19 protein-coding genes and 1 pseudogene are annotated in these 21,466 nt (G+C 51.7%); 9 read left to right on the forward strand and 11 right to left on the reverse strand.

What is annotated here, in order from left to right; translation table 11 throughout:
• Positions 1-40 precede the first annotated feature (40 nt).
• Together mcbR and ABVN36_RS08565 are read right to left on the reverse strand one after the other, a co-directional pair.
• Positions 41-706 carry a colanic acid/biofilm transcriptional regulator McbR gene (gene mcbR, locus ABVN36_RS08560; protein WP_001119592.1) on the reverse strand — a complete coding sequence of 222 codons (666 nt, stop codon included), beginning with the start codon at positions 704-706 and terminating at the stop codon, positions 41-43.
• A 333-nt stretch (positions 707-1,039) separates the two neighbouring features.
• A complete protein-coding gene (locus ABVN36_RS08565) occupies positions 1,040-2,077 on the reverse strand; it encodes an NADP-dependent oxidoreductase (protein ID WP_001517827.1) in 1,038 nt (345 codons plus the stop codon).
• 211 nt (positions 2,078-2,288) lie between these two features.
• Here ABVN36_RS08565 and mddA point away from each other — a divergent pair, with 211 nt between their 5' ends.
• Both mddA and ABVN36_RS08575 read left to right on the forward strand, forming a co-directional pair.
• Positions 2,289-2,804 (forward strand): L-methionine sulfoximine/L-methionine sulfone acetyltransferase, encoded by a 516-nt coding sequence (gene mddA, locus ABVN36_RS08570; RefSeq protein ID WP_000155373.1) that lies wholly within the window; start codon positions 2,289-2,291, stop codon positions 2,802-2,804.
• On the forward strand, positions 2,804-3,253 hold the full coding sequence (locus ABVN36_RS08575) for a DMT family transporter (RefSeq protein WP_001076565.1): 450 nt from the start codon (positions 2,804-2,806) through the stop codon (positions 3,251-3,253). Before mddA ends, ABVN36_RS08575 begins: the two co-directional genes overlap by 1 nt.
• Before the next feature lie 4 nt (positions 3,254-3,257).
• On the opposite strand, the gene ABVN36_RS08580 is transcribed toward ABVN36_RS08575, so the two are convergent.
• Positions 3,258-3,491, reverse strand: coding sequence for a YdcY family protein (locus tag ABVN36_RS08580; protein ID WP_000018720.1), 234 nt, complete (start codon positions 3,489-3,491; stop codon positions 3,258-3,260).
• 223 nt (positions 3,492-3,714) lie between these two features.
• Here ABVN36_RS08580 and srfA point away from each other — a divergent pair, with 223 nt between their 5' ends.
• Genes srfA through srfC form a run of 3 tightly spaced genes read left to right on the forward strand, consistent with a single transcriptional unit; the run spans position 3,715 to position 10,161 of the window.
• Positions 3,715-5,034 (forward strand): virulence-associated effector SrfA, encoded by a 1,320-nt coding sequence (gene srfA, locus ABVN36_RS08585; RefSeq protein ID WP_023138165.1) that lies wholly within the window; start codon positions 3,715-3,717, stop codon positions 5,032-5,034.
• A gap of 4 nt (positions 5,035-5,038) precedes the next feature.
• Positions 5,039-8,020, forward strand: a complete 2,982-nt coding sequence (locus tag ABVN36_RS08590; protein WP_050901188.1) for a virulence factor SrfB — start codon at positions 5,039-5,041, stop codon at positions 8,018-8,020.
• Positions 8,017-10,161 carry a virulence-associated effector SrfC gene (srfC, locus tag ABVN36_RS08595; RefSeq protein ID WP_023137922.1) on the forward strand — a complete coding sequence of 715 codons (2,145 nt, stop codon included), beginning with the start codon at positions 8,017-8,019 and terminating at the stop codon, positions 10,159-10,161. The genes ABVN36_RS08590 and srfC overlap by 4 nt, the downstream gene beginning before the upstream one ends.
• A gap of 44 nt (positions 10,162-10,205) precedes the next feature.
• Here the strand turns inward: srfC and ABVN36_RS08600 are convergent, their stop codons facing one another.
• Complete coding sequence (locus ABVN36_RS08600) at positions 10,206-10,379, reverse strand: GhoT/OrtT family toxin (RefSeq protein WP_000171943.1); 174 nt, start codon at positions 10,377-10,379, stop codon at positions 10,206-10,208.
• 198 nt (positions 10,380-10,577) lie between these two features.
• Between ABVN36_RS08600 and yncL the strand changes: the two genes are divergently transcribed.
• The gene (gene yncL, locus ABVN36_RS08605; RefSeq protein WP_001103198.1) at positions 10,578-10,673 is read left to right on the forward strand and encodes a stress response membrane protein YncL; all 96 of its coding nucleotides are present in this window, start codon (positions 10,578-10,580) and stop codon (positions 10,671-10,673) included.
• A 104-nt stretch (positions 10,674-10,777) separates the two neighbouring features.
• Here the strand turns inward: yncL and patD are convergent, their stop codons facing one another.
• The 5 genes and pseudogenes from patD to ABVN36_RS08630 form a co-directional block, all read right to left on the reverse strand.
• Entirely contained in the window at positions 10,778-12,223 is a 1,446-nt protein-coding gene (gene patD, locus ABVN36_RS08610; RefSeq protein ID WP_023137921.1) for an aminobutyraldehyde dehydrogenase, read from the reverse strand.
• Positions 12,224-12,337: 114 nt separating this feature from the next.
• Positions 12,338-13,762 (reverse strand): GntR family transcriptional regulator YdcR, encoded by a 1,425-nt coding sequence (gene ycdR / locus ABVN36_RS08615; protein ID WP_000760692.1) that lies wholly within the window; start codon positions 13,760-13,762, stop codon positions 12,338-12,340.
• Positions 13,763-13,897: 135 nt separating this feature from the next.
• Positions 13,898-14,668, reverse strand: coding sequence for a M15 family metallopeptidase (locus tag ABVN36_RS08620; RefSeq protein ID WP_023137920.1), 771 nt, complete (start codon positions 14,666-14,668; stop codon positions 13,898-13,900).
• Between the two features lie 258 nt (positions 14,669-14,926).
• Positions 14,927-15,157: pseudogene (locus ABVN36_RS08625) on the reverse strand (hypothetical protein).
• Between the two features lie 32 nt (positions 15,158-15,189).
• The gene (locus ABVN36_RS08630) at positions 15,190-15,588 is read right to left on the reverse strand and encodes a hypothetical protein (protein WP_023137919.1); all 399 of its coding nucleotides are present in this window, start codon (positions 15,586-15,588) and stop codon (positions 15,190-15,192) included.
• Positions 15,589-16,116: 528 nt separating this feature from the next.
• Between ABVN36_RS08630 and sifB the strand changes: the two genes are divergently transcribed.
• Together sifB and ABVN36_RS08640 are read left to right on the forward strand one after the other, a co-directional pair.
• Positions 16,117-17,067, forward strand: a complete 951-nt coding sequence (gene sifB / locus ABVN36_RS08635; protein ID WP_023137918.1) for an SPI-2 type III secretion system effector SifB — start codon at positions 16,117-16,119, stop codon at positions 17,065-17,067.
• A gap of 270 nt (positions 17,068-17,337) precedes the next feature.
• Positions 17,338-17,568 carry a YncJ family protein gene (locus ABVN36_RS08640; protein ID WP_001537894.1) on the forward strand — a complete coding sequence of 77 codons (231 nt, stop codon included), beginning with the start codon at positions 17,338-17,340 and terminating at the stop codon, positions 17,566-17,568.
• Here ABVN36_RS08640 and ABVN36_RS08645 read toward each other — a convergent pair whose 3' ends face one another.
• Positions 17,569-19,533, reverse strand: coding sequence for a U32 family peptidase (locus ABVN36_RS08645; protein ID WP_023137917.1), 1,965 nt, complete (start codon positions 19,531-19,533; stop codon positions 17,569-17,571).
• A gap of 78 nt (positions 19,534-19,611) precedes the next feature.
• Complete coding sequence (locus tag ABVN36_RS08650) at positions 19,612-20,148, reverse strand: helix-turn-helix domain-containing protein (protein ID WP_000369543.1); 537 nt, start codon at positions 20,146-20,148, stop codon at positions 19,612-19,614.
• 91 nt (positions 20,149-20,239) lie between these two features.
• Between ABVN36_RS08650 and ABVN36_RS08655 the strand changes: the two genes are divergently transcribed.
• On the forward strand, positions 20,240-21,418 hold the full coding sequence (locus tag ABVN36_RS08655) for a benzoate/H(+) symporter BenE family transporter (protein ID WP_020898782.1): 1,179 nt from the start codon (positions 20,240-20,242) through the stop codon (positions 21,416-21,418).
• Positions 21,419-21,466 lie beyond the last annotated feature (48 nt).

Genomic DNA, 21,466 nt, shown 5'->3' on the forward strand with positions numbered 1-21,466 from the left:
GGGGAATCCCCGCTATTGATAAGTCATAGTTGCATGAAGGTTACATGAAGTACTGATTTTTAATCGTCGCTACGTTTTGTTGCAAAACGTTCTGTAAGCAGTGGCGACTAGCTTCTTTATCACCAGTCACTAACGCATTAAGCAATTTTCTGTACAGATTAACGCCGTTTTGATAATCATCAAGTTTAAAATTATCATATAAAAAATGCAGGCTTGGCCCCAGGCGTACCCATAATTGCTCGATCATGGCATACAGCGTTGGCATATCCGCGTAGTGGTAGATCTCAAAGCGGAAAGCGCGGTTGGCCAAAAGAATTTTCTCCATAACGCCACTTTCCAGCGCCTGTTGAAATTCATCTAATAGCGCATTCAGCGTCTGCTCGCGATCCGGGGTAATCTTACCCGCAGCGGCGACCACCGCCATCTCCTCCAGGGCAGTACGAATCGTATTAATTTCCAGCAAACTTTCCAGCGAGATCTCCGGCACCATAAACGCCTGTGCTGGCGCCACCGCCAAAGCACTGGAAGAGACCAGCCTTAACAGGGCCTCACGCACCGGCGTAATACTGACGCCTAACTCTTGAGCGATATTTTTAGTGATAAGCCTTGCGCCTGGTTTTAATGCGCCAATAGACAATTGATGCTTTAACCGATTTTCAACCTGTGTGGTCAGGCTTATATGTTGTGTTTTTTCCGTACCCGGCATTTTCCTTCCTTCACCTCTTGGCAGAACAACATCGCAATCGAGTCCCGAAGAAGTTTCGGAACTTAATTGTAAAAAAGATAATCCAGGCCTGAACGGCCAAATAAATAAAAGTGATAATTTACTTGCGTGATATTCTCATCTTTTACAACAATACAGGTTTCTTTATGGCAACCGTTTTATCTCCGTCATTCCTTCATGTATCGAGATTTTTGACCGGTTCAGGCCGCTGAGGGAGATAAGCTGCCCCACCGCGATCTGAATGATGAATATAAGTAAAGCCGCAATTTTAAAATTTGCACATTTTTATGGCGACATAATGCCGCCATTTTTTCTTTACGCATCGTCCGCTAAACGTATCACGACTTTGCCAAAGTTCTTCCCCGCCAGCAGCCCCATAAACGCTTCTGGCGCATTTTCCAGCCCATCAGTAATCTGCTCCCGGTAATGTATTTTCCCTTCTTTGATCCAACGCCCCATTTCTTGCTGAAACTCATGTATCCGGTGACCATAGTCCTGGTTGATGATAAAACCTTGCAGGCGAATACGCTTTTTAAGTAATGTCGCCATCAGTAGAGGCAGTCTGTCTGGACCGTCCGGCAACGCTGTCGCATTGTAGCCGCTGACCAGACCGCAGAGCGGAATTCGCGCCGACGTATTCAGTAGCGGTAAGACGGCGTCAAAGACTTTACCGCCGACATTCTCATAATAGATATCGATACCCTGCGGGCAGGCCTGTGCAAGCTGTTGTGGGAAATTATCAGCGTGATGATCAAGGCACAGATCAAATCCCAAAACGTCTGTCGCATGACGGCATTTTTCCGCGCCGCCGGCAATACCCACGACCCGGCAGCCCTTCAGCTTGCCAATTTGTCCAACCGTTGCGCCTACGGGGCCAGTGGCGGCGGCGACAACCAGCGTTTCGCCCTCTTTCGGCTGGCCGATATCCAGTAACCCCATATAGGCGGTAAACCCCGGCATTCCTAAAATCCCCAACGACCAGGAAGGATGTTGCGGATTATCACCCAGCTTTACCAACCCTTCGCCATCTGAAATGTCATAATCCTGCCAACCATTGTAACTCAATACCCATTCGTCTGGTCGGTAATCAGGATGGTTTGACGCGACAACGCGACTGACCGTACCGCCAACCATAACGCAGCCAGGTTCAACAGGCGGCGCATAAGAGGGTTCATCGCTCATGCGGCCACGCATATAAGGGTCGAGTGATAAAAAAACGGTACGCAATAGCACCTGCCCTTCACCGGGCGTCGCGACGTCATCTTCTTCGAGGCGGAAGTTATCCATCTGCGGCGCGCCGTGGGGACGCGAGGCCAAAACCCAACGACGATTTCGGTTGGTCTGTTGCTTCATTCTATTCTCCTCATGCCTGGCATAATCCATCAATAATAGTCGAACATTCGCTATCTGAGGGAGTTAAACACTCTCAGATATCAGGCTGTGCGCTTTTATGAACGACTTTCTTTCCCCTCTCGCTAAATATGAATTCTTGCGCTAATTCGTTGATTTATGCCGCCTTCAATAGTATTTCTAACACTATCGTAAACATTCCCTGGGGTTCCCTATGACGATTCGCTTTGCCGATAAAGCAGACTGCGCCGCGATTACCGAAATCTATAACCATGCGGTATTACATACTGCGGCCATCTGGAACGATCGGACGGTCGATACGGATAATCGCCTTGCCTGGTATGAGGCCCGTCAATTACTGGGCTATCCGGTGCTGGTAAGCGAAGAAAATGGCGTGGTGACTGGCTATGCATCATTTGGCGACTGGCGCAGTTTCGACGGTTTTCGCTATACCGTCGAGCACTCGGTTTATGTTCATCCGGCGCACCAGGGGAAAGGACTGGGGCGAAAACTGCTCAGCAGACTGATCGATGAAGCCCGACGCTGCGGCAAGCATGTGATGGTAGCCGGCATTGAGTCACAGAATGCCGCCTCGATACGCCTGCATCATTCGCTGGGATTTACCGTCACCGCGCAAATGCCGCAGGTCGGCGTAAAATTTGGCCGTTGGTTAGATCTTACGTTTATGCAGCTCCAGCTTGATGAACACGCCGCGCCGGACGCCTGCTGATGAACCAGTCGCTGACGCTTATCTTTTTGATCGCCGCCGGCGTCGGGCTGGTGGTACAAAACAGTATTATGGTGCGTATTACGCAGACATCATCGACGATTCTGATCGCTATGCTGTTGAACTCGCTGGTAGGGATCGTTTTATTTGTGACGATATTGTGGTTTAAGCAAGGCGCTGCGGGTTTCGGCGAGCTGGTCGCCAGCGTGCGCTGGTGGACATTGATCCCCGGTCTGCTGGGGTCATTTTTTGTATTTGCCAGCATTAGCGGGTATCAGAACGTTGGCGCCGCGACGACTATCGCGGTACTGGTCGCCAGCCAGTTAATCGGCGGACTGGCGCTGGATATTGCGCGTAGCCACGGCGTCACGTTACGCGCAATGGTCGGGCCGGCGTTTGGCGCGCTGTTGCTGGTCATTGGCGCATGGCTGATTGCGAAGCGCCAGTTTTAATGGGTTACAGTATCGTGCCGCCTTTGGTGAGCTGCTCGCGGCGCGCGTCCCGATCTTCTTGATATTGCCTGCCGTGATGCGCGATAGCCGTGCGTAAACGCTGCTGCTGTACATAACGATCTTCGCGACGTAATTCAGCATCATCGCTCAAGGCAATCAGCAATTCATTCATATGGGCAATTACGCTCTCCGCGATGGCGGCATCCACGCGGGCGCTCACTTCCTCCAGGTGCGACATAAGCTCTCCTACTCTTTATTCTGTAACAGCATGATTCGCCTATTATACGCGTTATTGTCGCCCGATGCGGTAATTCACCGTCGCCCTCCTGATTTAACTTACGTCAAGTGGAAACACGGGGCTTAATAGACCGAGAATTCGCGCCTTTTTGCCTTTCTTCCGCCGTTTGCTTGCGTATAGACCCCGTAAAGTAGACGCGTGAAGAAGTCTAAGGGATAACAACGTGGCAAAATCTCTCTTGCGCAGCGGCAATCTGGATGATTATCAGGCCGTGGGCGGCGGCGGTCAGGCCGTATTTGAATCAGCATTGCAAATTCGCGAAACGCTTCGTCTGCGTAAACAGCAGGCGATGGTTGACTGTCTGGCGATTCCGCAACTTAACGATAATGGCGATCGGGTTGACTGGTATTCGCCGATTGAAGGTCAGGCGATAGCGTGGAAAGCGGCTGACGAAGAGACACGTTCTCGGGCTTTACGTTATTTAGCCAGCACTTTTGAAAGCGCGGCTGCACTCAGTCGCAAAAGTCTGCAATCCGGTAAAACAGCGCTTCAGCTATTTGGGTCGCTACTTGAGAAAGCGACGCAATTTCCCGGCGAAAATCATGTTTTCCTGGTTAACGGCAAACCGGTTATCACCTTCTGGGGATTCGTTAATCTCAACGAAAATACACGCGATGATGTGCTGGACTGCCTGCGGGTCACCGAGGCAATCCCCGACATCCCTCTGGTCGAGCCGGAGCCCGAAGAAAAGCCGCTGGTAGAGGCGGCGTTTAGTCAGGCGGATGAACCTTTGTTAACGTCTGTCATTGAGCCGCCGAAAATGCCGGAGGAACCTGTTGCGCCGCCCGTTATCGTTAGCGAGCCGAAGCCGGCCACACCCATCCCGGTTGCTGAGGCGAAAAGAGCTCGCCGTCTACCGCTGTGGAGCTTACCTGTCGCTGCCGTGGTTATCGCCGCCGTCGCCACGCCTTTTTTCTGGCCATCTTCATCCGTTGACGGGGCCTCTCCTGTTCGCGCCGCGCCTGTCGCTACCGCGAAAACTGACGTTACCCCCTTGCCTGAACTCGCCGCGCATTTGCCGCTGCATCGCGCTGAGGTGACGCCCGCCCCCAAAGCGGCGCCGCTGCCGGAAGCGCCTGTTATCATTGCCGCTATCCCCAAAGACGCGCTGGTGATGGACAGTACGCAGATGAAGCTTGGAACCACGCGCTTTTTAAACGGTAGCTGGCGCGTCAGCGTGGATGTCAAAGATCCGATTACCGGCAAGCCGCCCTCTCTGCGTTATCAGATCCAAAATAACAAAGGTATCGCGCGCGTAGTACATGGCGATAACGTGGTTTGTCGGGCGGAAATTTTCTCTGGTCTGCATCAAACGGGCGAGCTGATGATTAAAAGTCGCGGCAATGCGCGCTGCACCGACGGCTCACGTTATCCGATGCCGGAAATTACCTGTAAAGCAGGCGTCAATGACGTCGCAACCTGTACCGCCCGTTATGGCGCCCACGCGGCAATTCCGTTGACGTTTAAAAAGATAGGTGCCTGATTTTATGTTGGTCAATCTGTGTGATTACAAACAGAGCGTCACGCTCATTGCAAACAGCGGCGTCCAGTTTCTTGACTTTGGCTTAACGCCGCAAGAGTCGGCCCGCTACGGACGTTTTGTGCGCAAAACGGCAAACGGCCCGCTACTGCGCCTCGATTTTGATCTGACCAGCGGGCGCTACACGTTGCCTGGACGTGCTGGCGGCCAACCCGAAGTCGTGAAACCGGAAAGCACTCAGACGCTGCACTATTCTCTGGATGTACTCGACGGAATCTGGCTCCCCCTGCCGTTCCTGCGTTTTAATCCGCCGCGTACCTTTATTGACGGGCCGGATAACTGGGCGCGCATTCAGGTACGTAAACTCAGCGAGCCAGATAGCGCCGGAAACACACACCGCATCACCCTCGCCTTCGACAGTCAACTGGCCAAAAATATGCCTGCGGCGTTGGCGCCTTGCGAAAACGATCTGCTCAATGGCACACGTTTTGCGCTCGCCTGGCGCGATGAAGAAGTTGCTGATTTTCTTGACCAGACATGGATTGACGGCTGGCTGCGCGAGTCGTTTCTTCAGTATGCCTCACAGGTGGAAAACCGTCCGGAACAGGCCATACAACAAGCGCTGCGTAGCTTTGAGTATCAGGCGCACTGGTTGAATTTACTGACGCTGTTAGGCGAACAGCTTACGGTGCCGGAAGTAAAGTTTGTGACACATACGTTAAGCACGCCCGCAATCCCGGTCGATCTGATTCTGGATGTCGGCAATACGCATACCTGCGGCGTATTGATCGAGGATCATGGCGATGCGAATGACGGGTTACGCCAGACGGCAGAGCTTCAGGTGCGTTCTTTAAGCGAGCCGCAGTATCTGAACGATCCTTTATTTACCAGCCGGGTAGAATTCTCGGAAGCGCGCTTTGGCAAGCAACACTTTTCTGTCGAAAGCGGACGAGACGACGCCTTTGTCTGGCCTTCCATTGTGCGTGTGGGCGACGAGGCTCGCGCCCTTGCTATGCAGCGTGTGGGCACCGAAGGCAGCAGCGGCATCTCCAGCCCGCGCCGCTACCTGTGGGATGAAACCCCCGCCTTGCAGGACTGGCGCTTTAGCCAGATCCACGGTAAAACGCAGCGCGAACCGCTTGCCACCGCGTTTCCGCTGATGAATCTGATGAACGACGACGGACAGCCGTTATTCCGCCTGCCGCATGAAGAAAGGCTACCGGTTTTTTCGCCGCAATACAGTCGTAGCACCTTGATGACGCATATGTTGTGCGAAATTCTGGCTCAGGCGCTGGGGCAAATTAACAGCGTCGCCACCCGGCTGCGGCTCGGCTTTCCCGCCTCGCCGCGCCAGCTACGCACCCTGATTTTAACGCTGCCTTCCGCCATGCCGAAACAGGAGCGAGAAATTTTCCGCCAGCGAATGTTTGAAGCGCTGGCGCTGGTCTGGAAAGCCATGGGCTGGCATCCGCAGGATGAGGATTTCACCACGCCTAAGCAGCGTGAAAAAAGCGTGGTGCCGGTACCAGAAATACAGATGGAATGGGACGAAGCAAGTTGCGGCCAACTGGTATGGCTTTATAACGAAGCCATTTCGCATTACGCCGGGCGTACCGAATCCTTTTTTAATGCACTCGCCAGACCGGATCGCCAGCCTGAACCCGGCGTCGTCCCCGGACGCGCGTTGCGCGTGGCATCGATTGATATCGGCGGCGGCACGACGGATATGGCGATCGTTCACTATCAGTTAGATGACGGCGTGGGGGCCAATGTAAAAATTACGCCTCACCTCCTGTTTCGCGAAGGTTTTAAAGTCGCCGGGGACGATCTGCTATTGGATATCATTCAGCGTTGCGTACTCCCTTCCCTGCAAACGGCGTTGCAACGGGCAGGCGTTACGGATGCCGCCGCCCTGCTGGCGACCTTATTTGGCGATTCGGGACGAATTGATACTCAGGCCATTTTGCGCCAGCAAACGGCGCTGCAATTATTTATGCCGCTGGGCCATGCGGTACTTTCCGCCTGGGAGCAAAGCGACATTAACGATCCGTTTGCTGGTTTACATGCAACATTTGGCGATCTGCTGATCCGCCGCCCAACGAGCAACGTGATGAACTATATCCAGCAGGCGATCGATCATGCCTTACCGTCTGGTTCGCCGACATTTGATATATTCAATGTGCCGTTGCAAATCCAGTTTAGCCAGCTTCAGGAGGCTCTGCTGGCCGGCCAGTTTACGCTGACAACGCCGCTTCATGCGGTCTGCGAAGCGATATCCCACTATCACTGCGATATCTTGCTGGTGACGGGGAGACCGACCTGTTTACCCGGCGTACAGGCGCTCATCCGGCACTTACAACCGGTGCCGGTTAATCGCATTGTGTGGATGGATAAGTATCAGGTACATGAATGGTATCCCTTCAGTCAGCAAGGGCGTATCGGCAATCCAAAATCCACTGCAGCGGTAGGCGCGATGTTATGCAGCCTGGCGCTGGACTTACGTCTGCCGCGTTTCAATTTTAAAGCGGCTGATATCGGCGCGTATTCGACTGTGCGTTATCTCGGCGTACTGGATAATACCGTTAATACGCTTCGCGATGAAAATATCTGGTATCACGAGATCGATTTGGATAAACCCGGCGCAACGCTGGACGCTCGCCTGCATTTTCCGCTACGCGGCAACGTAACGTTGGGCTTTCGTCAACTGGCGAACAGTCGCTGGCCGGCAACCCCACTCTATTGCCTGAGCATTAACTCCGCCGAACTGGCCAAAACCATCGCTGGCGACGGCGTACTGAATGTGCGACTGAAATTACGCGGCAGTAGTAAAGATAGCGCCCCGGAATCGTTCATATTAAGTGATGCCTGGCTCCAGGACGGGACGCCGGTCGCCGCCGATGCGCTGACATTAAAATTGAATACGCTGGCTGACCGTCGCCACAGCGGCAGCCACTACTGGATAGATAGCGGGAGTGTATACCTGAAATGACAAAACCGTTAAACGCCACCCAGGCTGTTATCGAGTGGGTTAACAACACGCGCCGTTACGCAACGCGACTGGATGACGAAGCCGACGCTCTGCTGGCGCAACTTACGCTTGCCGCGGCGGATGAGTCAGCGCTCAACGCCGCCTGCGCATCACATGGCTGCGTCGGTCTGTACGGGTATGCGCAATCCGCAAAAGCGCATCTGCTAACGACGCTATGCGGTAACGAGAATGGCAAGCTGGAAATTATCACGCCGGACCGTGACTATGATTATTTCAGCCACATCAATCCGGGTCATGCGCCAGCGAATATGGCTATTCGCTTTACGCGCGACATTTTTTCAAACGAGAGCGGCTGGCCGTTGCGCCTGCGCTTGATCAGTGAAGCTGAACTGGTGCAGATCTTTATTGCCTGGACCAGCTCGTCCCCCGTTTGTCGCCAGGTCGAAAAATCCATTATCACATCACGCCTGGAGAAATGGCAATCGCTTCGCCAACCGCAGCCCGTCCCCGGCGTTACCGCTGAAGAGGTAGCGACCATCGCGAGTTTCTGGCGCTCTTGCCTGCCGTCCGCCAGACAACATATTGATGATGCGACATGGCAACACTTTGCCTCGCTCTTGCCTGCGCTGGATCTCACGACACGGGCGCACGCCTGGGCATTACTGTGGGGAGAGCAACCAGAGATCACCCAGCAATGGCTGGCGCTGGCGCATATGTTGCAACAAACCGGCCATGCCGGGGAACTGGCGGCGCCGCTCAGCCTGCTGGTCGATCATTTTGGCTTACCGGCGGAAAACTTCCTGACGCAAATGGCGCTAACCGCCAGCGATACGCAAAGCGATGTGGTGGTGCATCCGGTTAAGGAAGGCCGACTGCTCAATGCGGTCAGCCTTTCGCTTGATTCTCTGGCGCTGCTTACCCGCGAACTGGTGCTAACCGTTGAAAACAGCGTACTGGATAACGTTGATTTACTGGATATTCCGGTCGCGCCAGACAGTCATCCTCATCCGTTATGGCGGGCGAAATTAGGCTGGATGCTGGCCCATTACCGTCAGCAGGTACAGCCCGATGTTCTGGTGATTTGCAATGCTCTGGCATCTCGCTCGCAAACATCCGCCGCCGCCCGTCACTTACTGGAGTGGGTTAACGCCACGCAGCCGCAGCATGAATCAGCGTTACCCGGCGTCGTCTGGGCTATTACTCCACAGGATGCCCGTTTTGCCACCCAGCAAAATCTGGATGAAGCCGTCCAGCAGTTGATGGGTAAACCTGGCGTGCATTGGGGAACGTTGCAGGCGCTGGATAAACACAGTATGCAGCGTTTGGTGGAGTGGTTATCGCAGGCGACATCGGCACCACAGCGACAGGCGCGCTTACAGGCGTTACGCGCACAACTGCGAGGCCGCGTGCGCGATCTGTTACCGATGTTTGATGACGCGCGGCTACCGGTTGAAACCGTGATCCGGCGTCTTCAGGCCCAGGCCGCCAGACATGGAGACCTGCTGGCCGGGCTGTTACCGCCGGTACAGAACTTCGAAGCGTTGCTGCGCACCCGACAGTCGCGAGAAGAACAGGTCAGCGGTTTATTTAATGACGCGATCGATCTCTTTGCCGACGAACCAACGCGCGCTTCAGCGTCAGAAGGTCACGAAACAGGCTATCAGGCGCACAAAATGTGGATCAATCATCTGCGCCAGTGGGCCCACTGCCGGGATAATGCGCAGCGTCTGGGACTGGAACCGCAGATGCTCAACGCCGTGGCGGAGATTTTAATTACCGCCAGCTATCGCCTCGGTTTACCTCAGCAGTTACAGAAAACCATGCAACGCGAGGAGGTTAGCGGCGCGCAGCTTCATGCCATCATTGGTAACTTCATCGCCTGGCTCGGCTACGCCAATATCGAGGAGGCCCAACGCCCGGCCAGCCGCGTTCAGAAAGGCGCAGCCATTTTCGCCGCAACGCCGCGTTCGACAATGTTGCGTCTAACAAAGCTTGACGAACAGCCCGTTCACGCCGCCAGCCGCTATGTCTATGACTGGCTTGTTGCGCTGTATACCCTGGCCAATGAGAACGCAGGATATCGGCATCCGCAGGACGTTACCGACGTAGACAGAGCGCAATTAATTGCCCTGATAGCCTGACCTGGCGGAAAAACCATGCCCGGTAACCTGTATCGGGCTTGAGGTCAGAAAAGCGAAAACAGCAATGCGACGGGGAAACTTATCGGCCATGTCGCGCCAACCAAAAAGGCGCTCAGGAAACGAATTCGTTTTTTGTCATGAGTCAAAAACCAGGTGATCAGGGATGATATCACCGCCATGACGGCGTAAAAAATTAATATCTTTTGAAAGAGGGTCATATCAGGCATCCGCGCCAACCAGAGGAAAAAACGCGCGCAATATGCTCTTTTTATTTGACACACATCAAGGTTTATCAGCCTTGACAGCAAAACGTTCTCAATGCACGGCTCCGCTCACAGAATATCCTGTTTACGTATTATTGCGGATCTCGCCAACCCGTACTATACCCATAGGGGTTATGATGAAAGGTGGCGAAAATGAATGTTTCCAGTAAAACCGTCGTGCTGATTAATGTCTTTGCTGCTGCAGGACTTTTGGGTCTGATCTCGTTGAGATTCGGCTGGTTTGCTTGAGGTGTTCAACCTTTGAGTACTTGCTGCGCATGTTGGCGGGGAGGTCCCCCTCTCCGCCGACACCCGCCTATTTTTTCACGATTTTTCTGAACAGTAAATGATCCTTAATGCTTAACCATGATATGGCGGACAAGGGTGTAGTCTTCCAGACCATACAATGACATATCTTTGCCGTATCCCGATTGTTTTTGCCCTCCATGCGGCATCTCGCTAACCAACATGAAATGGGTATTAATCCAGGTACAGCCATACTGCAATCTGGCGCTAAGCCGGTGCGCCCGCCCAACGCCCTGAGTCCAGACGGAGGATGCCAGACCATAGCGAGAATCGTTGGCCCACCTCAGAACCTGATCTTCATCATCAAAGACGGTTATACTGACCACCGGGCCGAAGACTTCGCGTTGCACGATGGCATCTTCCTGTTTTGCGTCTGCCAGCAACGTCGGAGCGAAATAGTAACCTTTACCTTCCGTTTGACTTCCGCCAGTAATCACACGGATATGGCTGAGGGCCTTCGCCTCCTCTACTGCCGCTGTGACGCGCTTCAGATGCGCCAGCGAACTTAATGGCCCCAGCTCTGTCGACTCATCCTCCGGCGCGCCCATTTTCAGGCTGCTCACCGCGTTCCCTAGCTTTTCGACCAGCGCATCATAGATACCGCGCTGCGCATATATACGGCACGCCGCAGTACAATCCTGTCCGGCATTATAGAAACCGAAAGTCCGGACGCCCTGCGCCACCGCATCCAGATCGGCGTCATCAAAAACAATTACCGGGGCTTTACCACCGAGTTCCATATGCGTACGTTTTATCGCTGGCGCAGTATGGCGCAGAATATGCTCCCCGGTCGCGATAGAACCGGTTAAAGAGACCATGCGTACTTTTTCATGACCGGTCAATACATCGCCAACAGTCTGCCCTCGTCCGAACAGGACATTGAGCACCCCCGGCGGAAAGATATCCTTCGCCAGCGCGGCAAGTTTAAGCGCCGTCAGCGGCGTGATTTCAGAAGGCTTAATCACCACGCAGTTACCTGCCGCCAGCGCTGGCGCCAGCTTCCAGGCCGCCATCATGAGCGGATAATTCCACGGCGCGATAGAGGCAACCACGCCAATCGGATCCCGGCGGATCATCGACGTATGTCCTTCCAGATATTCGCCCGCCGCCAGCCCACTCAAACAACGGGCCGCGCCGGCAAAAAAGCGAAAGACATCCACGATTGCCGGAATTTCATCATTAATTACGCAGTGCAAAGGCTTACCGCAGTTTTGCGATTCAAGCCGGGCGAACTCAAGGGCGTTTTGCTCGATGCTGTCCGCCAGTTTTAACAGACATTCCGCCCGTGCTTTGGGTGTGGTCTGCCCCCATTCGGCAAACGCGCTATCGGCGGCCAGCACTGCGGCGTCAACCTGCGCGGGCGACGCTTCCGCAATCTCAAGTATGACCTCGCCTGTCGCCGGGTTATAAACAGACTGCCTTTCTCCCTCGCCGTCCACCAGCACGCCATTAATCAGTAATTGATATTGCATAGCATTTTCCCATATCGTCATTAATCGATTTCCGGCGAACGGGCCGCCGCTTTCCTAAAAATAGACGGCGCGCCAGATGCTCACCCGGCACACTCGGGAAATTTAGTCAGGTTGTGAGCTGACACGCATTCCACCTCACACAAGGCTTTTAGCGCTCAGCATCTCGCGAATCAGGCTGCCAAGCTGTTTTACGGCCTGTTCTTCCCGTTCTCCCCAATGCCATGCGGTGTTAAAACGAAAGAAACGCGTCCAGGCGCCGGACGTTGAAAACATTTTCCCCGGCGCGATACTGATAAGGTGTTCAAGCGCTTTGGCGCTAAGTTCACCGGCATCAAGCTGCTCAGGTAGCTCCAGCCAAAGAAAATAACCGCTATCGTTATGGTGAATTTTTACTTCCGCCGGGAGATGGCGCAAAAGGGTTTGCCAGGCTTGCTGTTTACGTTCGGCAAGCTGCCTTCGCAATCGACGCAGATGCGCGTCATATCGACGTGTCGAGAGATAATCCACTAACGCCAATTGCATGGGGGAACTGGTGGATAATGTGCTCATTAACTGCAAACGCTGAATTTGTCTGGCATGGCTTCCTCCCGCAACCCAGCCAATGCGAAAACCGGGAACCAGACATTTGGAAAAAGATGAACAATGCAACACGGTATCGTCGCGATCCCATGCTTTGGCGGGCAGAGGTTTCTCGCGGCCAAAGTAGAGTTCGCTATAAACATCGTCTTCAATTAGCGTCACGTTATGGTGCGTGAGTAACGCGACCAGCCGCGCTTTTTTCTCAGCACTCAGCGTGAATCCTAGCGGATTCTGGCTGTTGGTCATTAACCAGCACGCTTTCACCGGATATTCCTGTAACGCCTGTTCCAGCGCCATAAGATCGATACCTTCTTTAACATCGGTGGGTATCGACAACGCTTTCAGGCGCAATCGCTCCAGGGCCTGTAGCGCACCGTAGAAACAGGGGTTCTCCACCACCACCCAGTCTCCCGGCGCCGTCACTGCCTGTAAACTAAGATTCAACGCTTCCAGCGCGCCGGCGGTAATGACAATCTCGTCAGGAGAAACGGTAATCCCCTGCTGCGCGTAACGGCGTGCTATCGCATAGCGCAATTCTGCATTACCTGGCGGCAAGTTTTCGATGACGCTCATTGCCGTCGCGGTTTTACTGACCTGCGCCAGAGAGCGGTTCAATTGCGGCAAGGGAAACAGACGCGGATCGGGAAACGCTGAAGCAAAAGGCACCACTGAGGTATCACGGCTGGCCTGCAGCATCTCAAAAATATAGGTATTGATATCTACGGCTTCATCCCGAATAACGTGCGCTGCCGTCGCGACTGACCGACAAACCGGATGCGGCGCGACATAATAACCGGATTGCGGACGGGCGATAATCCGTCCCTGACTTTCCAGCAACTGGTACGCATGACCGACAGTCATAAAACTCATGCCGCTACTGGCGACCTGCTCCCTCAGCGAGGGTAATCGATCGCCGGGTTGCCAAACGCCAGAGGCGATTTGTTCTCTAATTTGCTCCGCCAGACGTTGATATTTTTTCATTATTCGTTCTCATTGAGCGCTGCTTGCAGGTGGCAACCGCAGTGTATATCAGTTGTTAAAATTAACAATGATTTGCTAACTGTTATGGTGCTTTCCAACAGGCGTAATGATTAGATTTCGCAACAAAACGCCGTTTCAGGGTCTCTGCTTAACGGGAAAGTCAAACCAGGTGTTCGGGTATGGTTCATGAGTAAGAGAGAAGTGCCACCATTCAGTATCCAGTGGCGTAAAGCCCGCATCACGCATCAATGTTTGTAATAACAACCTATTCGCGCGTTGCTGAGCGGTAAGCATGGCATTATCGGGATGGGATAACGGACTAAAACAGTCAAAGCCGGTACCAAAATCCAGACTATTATCTGGCGAGCGTTGCGCCGCGGACGCAGTACAATTCACCAGTGGTCGTCCGGGATCGTATATTGGTATTTTACTGTCAAGTGGAACAATCGTTAGATCAAGCGTACTTCCCCGACTGTGGCCGGATCTGGCGGCAAGATAACCTTCCTCAAACAGACGCTTTTTCTCTACCAGCGGATAAAATTCGTTTTTCATTTGGTTTTGAGAAGGATCTTTGGCCCACGCGATAAAGTCATTCACTGCGCTTTGCGGACGGTAGCAATCATATATTTTTAAGGTAAGTCCGAAGGGGCGTAAACGATCGGCGACCTGCTTTAGTGCGTTCGCGGCTGGTCGTGTTAACAGGCAAACAGGCGCGTTATAGCCTTTAATGGGGCGACCAATAAAGTTATGGGAAGTGAAGTATCGCATGTCTACCTGTACGTCGGGGGCGACCGTAGTAATATCGACAAAGTCTTTTGGCTGGTGGAGATCAATATGGTTTTCAGCTGACATTGCCTGAACGGACAACAGGCTGAACAGGAGGAAAGAAGATACGCATTTTACCATATGTTACACCTCGCGAGAGTCACAGGGGTGATTATGTATTTGAGCAGGTAAAGATTAGCGGACAGCGCTTAAACAGATGGTTAAAATAAACATCATTCCCCCTGTAATCTGTGCCTTATCACAAACGGAGAGGTTATATTTTGCTTATATGACCATTACGCCGCCTGTTCTATACCCAAAATAATTCGAGTTGCTTAAAGGCGGCAAGGGAGTGAGTCCCAGGAACACAGATAACGATGTGTTTTCACAAAGGCGAGTCTACCTGACCAGAAAGGTTATTTGATAATCAGTAGTACAGTTGTTGTCGCCTTCCATAACTAAATAACATTGTTTTGTCAAAGATAAGACCACTATATAGTCAGGAAGGCAATTAGTGAGGAACGCGTCAATTGTCGGCGATAATGCATCTGAAATTACGATTCACCGCAGTTGTTCAAACATATAGTCCTCCTTCGAACCGAGATAATTCGGTCTGCTGGCCATAGTCATTATTCAGTAAGAACGCAGGTTGCAGCGGCGGATCACGGGCGTGAAGAAAAATCCTGTGCCCCAAACTTTTTGGACAAGCGCTGAACCTGCCGTATACTTTTACTTAACGTACACTCCGCCATAAAAATAAACCCTGCGATGATACCGTAATGCCACAGGCATAACTTAAGGATATGCCATAAATCAAGCGAAGCATGATTTAATTTCTCAGTGATTACGATAGTCTGTACAAATATTATGGGATGAAATAATAAGACACCTAACAAAAATATCCCTGCCACAATCATGGCGAGTAACTGAAAAAAAGCCCATCCGATAACGAAGCGGTAAAGTAAAAGCAATAATAGCCGTCCACATTTCCTTAGCCATTCTGACTGCAAAATGCCCCAGGATGCTGTCTTTTCGTGAATTTCACCATCTGATTTCTTCATTTTGAGCCTCCTCGCAGGTTTTTATAATTTTATCGCCCAACAGGAAATAAAGCCGTCAGCTAATCGTTACAACAAATATAATTAAGACAAAAACTAAAGAGTAAGGCATTTATATCATAAGCACTATCAGTATTGGCCTTCTGCCCTGCCGCTAAATATCTCATTGTTGTTAGCCTAATAATACTTTTAGTTTAACTTCTTATAAGACAATTTCTACACGGTTGAGCAACTATTTACTTTCTCTAAAAATAATATAGCGCGTAATTAATCATTACTCATGGTACGTGATGATGTGAGAATTAAGAAAACCATTTTACTTTCATTCGTTTTACCTGACATATTTCATGGCCAGGAGACGTGGGCATGACTAAAGCTACGGGTCGATATTAACAATAATGTTGACGGTTCAGGACAAAGCAAAAATCAGGTATTTCACTGATAAGCAAATCGATGGGCAACATGGTATAATATTTCGAATACCACCTATTCCAGTAATGAAGTCTCATATAATCACTTGTGGTCTACATTATGCCAATTACTATCGGGAGAGGGTTTTTAAAAAGTGAGATGTTTTCTCAAAGTGCCATCTCTCAACGCTCCTTCTTTACGTTACTATGGGAAAAGATTAAAGATTTTTTCTGTAGCACGAGAAGATCTGCTGCCGATCAATATATAAAGGAATTATGTGATGTTGCCTCTCCGCCTGACGCGCAACGTTTATTTGATTTATTTTGTGCGTTATATGAATTATCATCGCCGTCATGCAGAGGAAATTTCCATTTTCAGCACTATAAAGATGCTGAGTGTCAATATACAAATCTCTGTATTAAAGATGGCGAAGATATTCCGTTATGCATTATGATACGTCAGGATCACTACTATTATGAGATAATGAATAGAACAGTTCTCTGTGTTGATACTCAGTCTGCCCACCTGAAAAGATATTCTGATATTAATATAAAAGCTAGCACTTATGTTTGTGAACCGCTATGTTGCTTGTTCCCTGAACGGTTACTACTCTCGCTATCCGGCGGTATAACATTTCCCGTTGACCTAAAAAATATAGAAGAGACGCTTATCGCCATGGCAGAAAAGGGTAATTTATGTGACTGGAAGGAACAGGAAAGAAAAGCCGCTATCTCCTCCAGGATTAATCTGGGCATCGCCCAGGCAGGTGTACCACCTATTGACGACGCTATCAAAAATAAAATAGCCGCAAAGGTTATTGAGAATACTAACTTAACGAATGCAATATTTGAGCCCAATCATACACAAAGTTCAGTTACTCAACTAGTTTATTCATGTTTGTTTAAGAATGAGATATTAATAAATATGCTGGAAGAAAATTCCTCTCATGACCTGCTATGTTTAAACGATCTTGCTGAATATGTAGCGCTACAAGTTCATAACAGCCTTTTTTCTGAAGATTTATCTTCACTCGTTGAGACAGCAAAAAATGAGGCTCATCACCAGAGTTGACCACACCATAAATAGTATGGCTTACAATCCTCTGGCAATACCAAAACCATCTAATACAATACCTTTAAAATATACTTCCATGGAATAATGGATTTACTATAGAGCGAATTGGCTCTTATTTTTATAATTCATATCCTGAGTATAAGTATATTTTCTCATACAACTTATCGCACTTATTGACAAACCGTTTTCGCTAATTTGAAGTGTTGAATAATAACTCAAAGAAATTATTGGCATCATAGCCTCACGACGTAACTGGAAGGTGGCATGATGTTTACAAAAACGTTATCAGTAGTTTTACTGACCTGTGCGCTGTTTTCAGGCCAGTTACTGGCGAAACAGCAAGACCACGCGTTCGTATGGTTTGCGACGGGAGGACACCAGCTTAGACACGAAGCCGACAGCGATGAATTACGGGCGGCAGCGGAAGAATCCGCGGAAGGCTTGCGCGAGCACCACAACTGGCAGAAATCGCGCAAACCAGAGAGCTATTTTCGTTAATTAAACGCCCCTGCGCTTCGGCAGCGTTTTCATCAGCGCTTCAGGGCTCACTGAAGCGACAACGCTGCCGGGCTGGGGCATTTTTAAGATGTGGTTTTTAATTTTGCCAATGACATGCATTTCGCAAGGGCGGCAGTCGAATTTTAGCGTCAGTACTTCATCGCCATGCACCAACTGCATCGGCGTGGCTTTCCAGCTCTTAATATTTCCTTTCGCCTGCTTAGGACAAAGGTTGAACGCAAAACGCAGGCAGTGTTTGGTGATCATGACCGGTACCTCGCCCTTCTCCTGATGCGCCTCATAGGCCGCATCAATCAATTGTACGCCGTAACGGTGATAAAATTCCCGCGCTTTGTGGTTGTAGACATTAGCGAGAAAGCTGAGATGCGTTTGCGGATAGACCGGCGCAGGCTGCGCCACGGCTTTCCGACGACCTCGTTGATAATGGGCCAGCCGCGCCGCGTCAAGCATATCAATCGCCTCCCGACGGAACTGATTGAGCAGGCTATTTGGCACGAACAACGCCGCCGGTAATGTCACCTGCATATCACGCGCGTAGTAAGGCGTCTGTCCCAGCTTCGCCAGTCCGGCTTTTAGGTTATTCAACGCTTTTTCAGAGTTATTGGCTTCCTCAAATACCCCGTCAAGCGTATGCGTGATGCAAACACCATCTTCACTGGTCAGCGTCAGAATAAGCTGTTCCTGCCAGCCGCCCAGCATGATATCAACCGCCACACGGCGCTCACTGGAGGTTTTTGTCAGCGCTTGCTGCCAGTTATGATCCAGATTACGATTCAACGGATGATGCGGACGGACTTTATGCAGGTCGGCAGGCATATCATTTGGCCAAACGCGGTAGCGGTTATGACCGGTTTTCTCCACCGTATTGGCGCGAAAACCTACCACTTCACGCTTAATCAACACGTTCAGGCCATCGCCATTCGCCAACAGCTCCGTAGCTTCTACGTCGAGATAATCCTTCGCCACATTCAGCACCTCGCCTACCGGCAAGCCAATAAATTTTGGTGAATCAAATGCGCCAATATCACCTTTCCGCGCGTTAACAAAATAGTCGGTGCTGCCGCGGTGGAAGGTTTTCTCCGTGGAGGGAACAAAAAAGTGCTCGGTCCGACCAACCGACGCACGCGCCAGATCGCCACGTTGCTCGATAATCGCGTCCAGCATCTGACGATAATGCGCGGTGATGTTTTTGACATAGCTCATGTCTTTGTAACGCCCTTCAATCTTGAAGGAACGTACGCCTGCATCGATCAACGCGCCGAGGTTAGCCGTTTGGTCGTTATCTTTCATCGATAGCAAATGTTTTTCGTAAGAGACCACCCGCCCCTGATCGTCTTTTAACGTATACGGTAAACGACAGGCCTGCGAACAGTCGCCCCGATTGGCGCTGCGCCCGGTTTGCGCATGAGAGATATAACACTGCCCAGAATAAGCGACACACAGCGCGCCATGAATGAAGAACTCAATTGTGGCGTCAGTAGCCTGATGAATAGCCGCTATCTGAGTCAAATTAAGTTCGCGCGCCAGTACAATCTGTGAAAAACCGACATCGGCAAGAAACTTCGCTTTTTCCACGCTGCGAATATCACACTGTGTACTGGCGTGAAGCTCAATCGGCGGGATATCCAGTTCCAGAATGCCCATATCCTGCACAATCAGCGCATCCACCCCGGTGTTGTACAAATCGGTGATTAACCGCTGCGCGGGCTCCAGCTCATCATCATGCAGGATAGTATTCAGCGTGACAAAAATCCTGGCGCCGTAACGGTGAGCAAACGGGACCAGATCGGCGATATCGCGCAGACTGTTACTGGCGTTATGACGTGCGCCAAAACCGGGTCCGCCGATATAGACGGCATCTGCGCCATGCAAAATCGCTTCGCGAGCAATTGCGGCGTCACGGGCCGGACTTAACAATTCGAGATAGTGAGGTTGCTGGCGCATACAGTCTTTCTTATCCAATAGCAGCGAAATGGCGGCTATTGTAGTCAGAAGCGCAAACTAACGAAATAGTTTTCCCGCTTAATCACGCGGGTAATGGATCAGCGAGTGAAAATGAACCGTCTGGTCACTGCTGTTGCGATAGGTATGCGCCGTATCGCCGGCAAAACGCAAACCTTTACCGGCGTCTATGGTTTGCCATACCCCACCAGTACACATGTCCAGCCGACCCTGAATCACCACCACATGTTCGATAACGCCGGCTTTATGCGGCGCTGATTCGCTGCACGCGCCAGGCGCCAGCAATAGGGAAAAATAGTCAAAACAGAGTTCAGGGTCCCACGGAAACAGCGGTGTAATTACCATCGCTTGCTGCTGGGGATCGAAGGTTGGCGGAAATTCGGCCTGCGGAGGCGAAATAAACATTGAGAATGGAACGTTCAGGCCCGTCGCAATTTTCCACAGCGTTGCGACTGTCGGGCTGGATTCATTACGCTCTATCTGCCCCAACATGGCTTTTGAGACGCCGGAGATCTCCGCCAGACGCGATAAACTCCAGCCTCGCTGATGGCGTAACGTTCTTAACGTGGTCGCCAGATAGTGTGTCAGGTTATCCATTTTCCCCCCCTGTAAGACCATAGCGTATCACTTGTACGCTATAACGCACAATGCTACATTGACTGACCGTTATAACGCACAAGAGGCGATCATGCGTCTGTTATCACTGCCGTTACCTACTGTATTATCTGGTCTGGTCGCCGTTCTGGTCGGCTATGCGAGTTCCGCCGCCATTATCTGGCAGGCGGCGCTTGCCGCTGGCGCAACACCCGCAGAGATCGCCGGCTGGATGACCGCCCTCGGTATAGCCATGGGCATAAGCACACTAACGTTAACCTTGTGGTATCGTGCGCCGGTTTTAACCGCCTGGTCAACGCCTGGCGCCGCCCTGTTGGTGACAGGGCTTCAGGGATTATCGTTGCCAGATGCCGTGGGCATATTCATTGTCGCCAATGCCCTGATTGTGCTGTGCGGCGTCACGGGATTGTTTGCGCGTTTGATGCGGATAATCCCCCATTCTCTTGCCGCTGCAATGCTGGCGGGAATACTGCTACGCTTCGGCCTGCAGGCGTTCGGGACGCTCAATGGAGAATTTGTCATGTGCGGCGGTATGCTATTGGCGTGGCTACTCTTTAAAGTATTCGCGCCCCGCTATGCCGTTATTGCTGCCATGGTAATGGGAATAACGGTGGCGCTCATCCAGGGTAAGGTGGCGATGGGCGGTATTCATTTCGCGCCGGTGTGGCCCACCTTCGTTCCCCCCCACTTTTCATTCGCTCAAAGCCTGAGCGTCGCGGTACCGCTCTTCCTGGTGACGATGGCATCGCAAAACGCCCCCGGCGTCGCCACAATGAAGGCGTCTGGCTATCAGCTTCCTGTCTCTCCGTTAATGATTTTTACCGGATTGCTGGCGCTGCTGCTTTCGCCATTTGGCGTTTATTCTATCTGCATTGCCGCCATTACAGCCGCCATTTGTCAAAGCCCGGACGCGCACCCCGATCCAACGCGTCGCTGGTTAGCGGCCGCCGCCGCAGGCGTTTTTTATTTACTTGCCGGGTGGTTTGGCGGTTCGATAACCGCGCTGATGGTCGCCCTGCCGGTTAGCTGGGTGCAAATGCTGGCTGGTCTGGCACTGTTAAGTACGATTAGCGGTAGTCTGTATCAGGCGCTTACTCACGAAAGTGAGCGTGACGCGGCAGTTATCGCATTTCTCGTCACCGCCAGCGGGCTAACGCTGATGGGCATCGGATCGGCATTCTGGGGGTTGATCGCTGGCGGGATAGGCTACGCAGTATTAACGAAAACGCGCCGCCCATCGTTGTCTGGCTGATGGTGACCGCTAATCTGCCGGGGTTTGCGCCATCTTACGATGGCGCCG

It is taken from the genome of Salmonella sp. SJTUF15581 (genome assembly GCF_043356775.1).
GTDB lineage: Bacteria > Pseudomonadota > Gammaproteobacteria > Enterobacterales > Enterobacteriaceae > Salmonella > Salmonella enterica.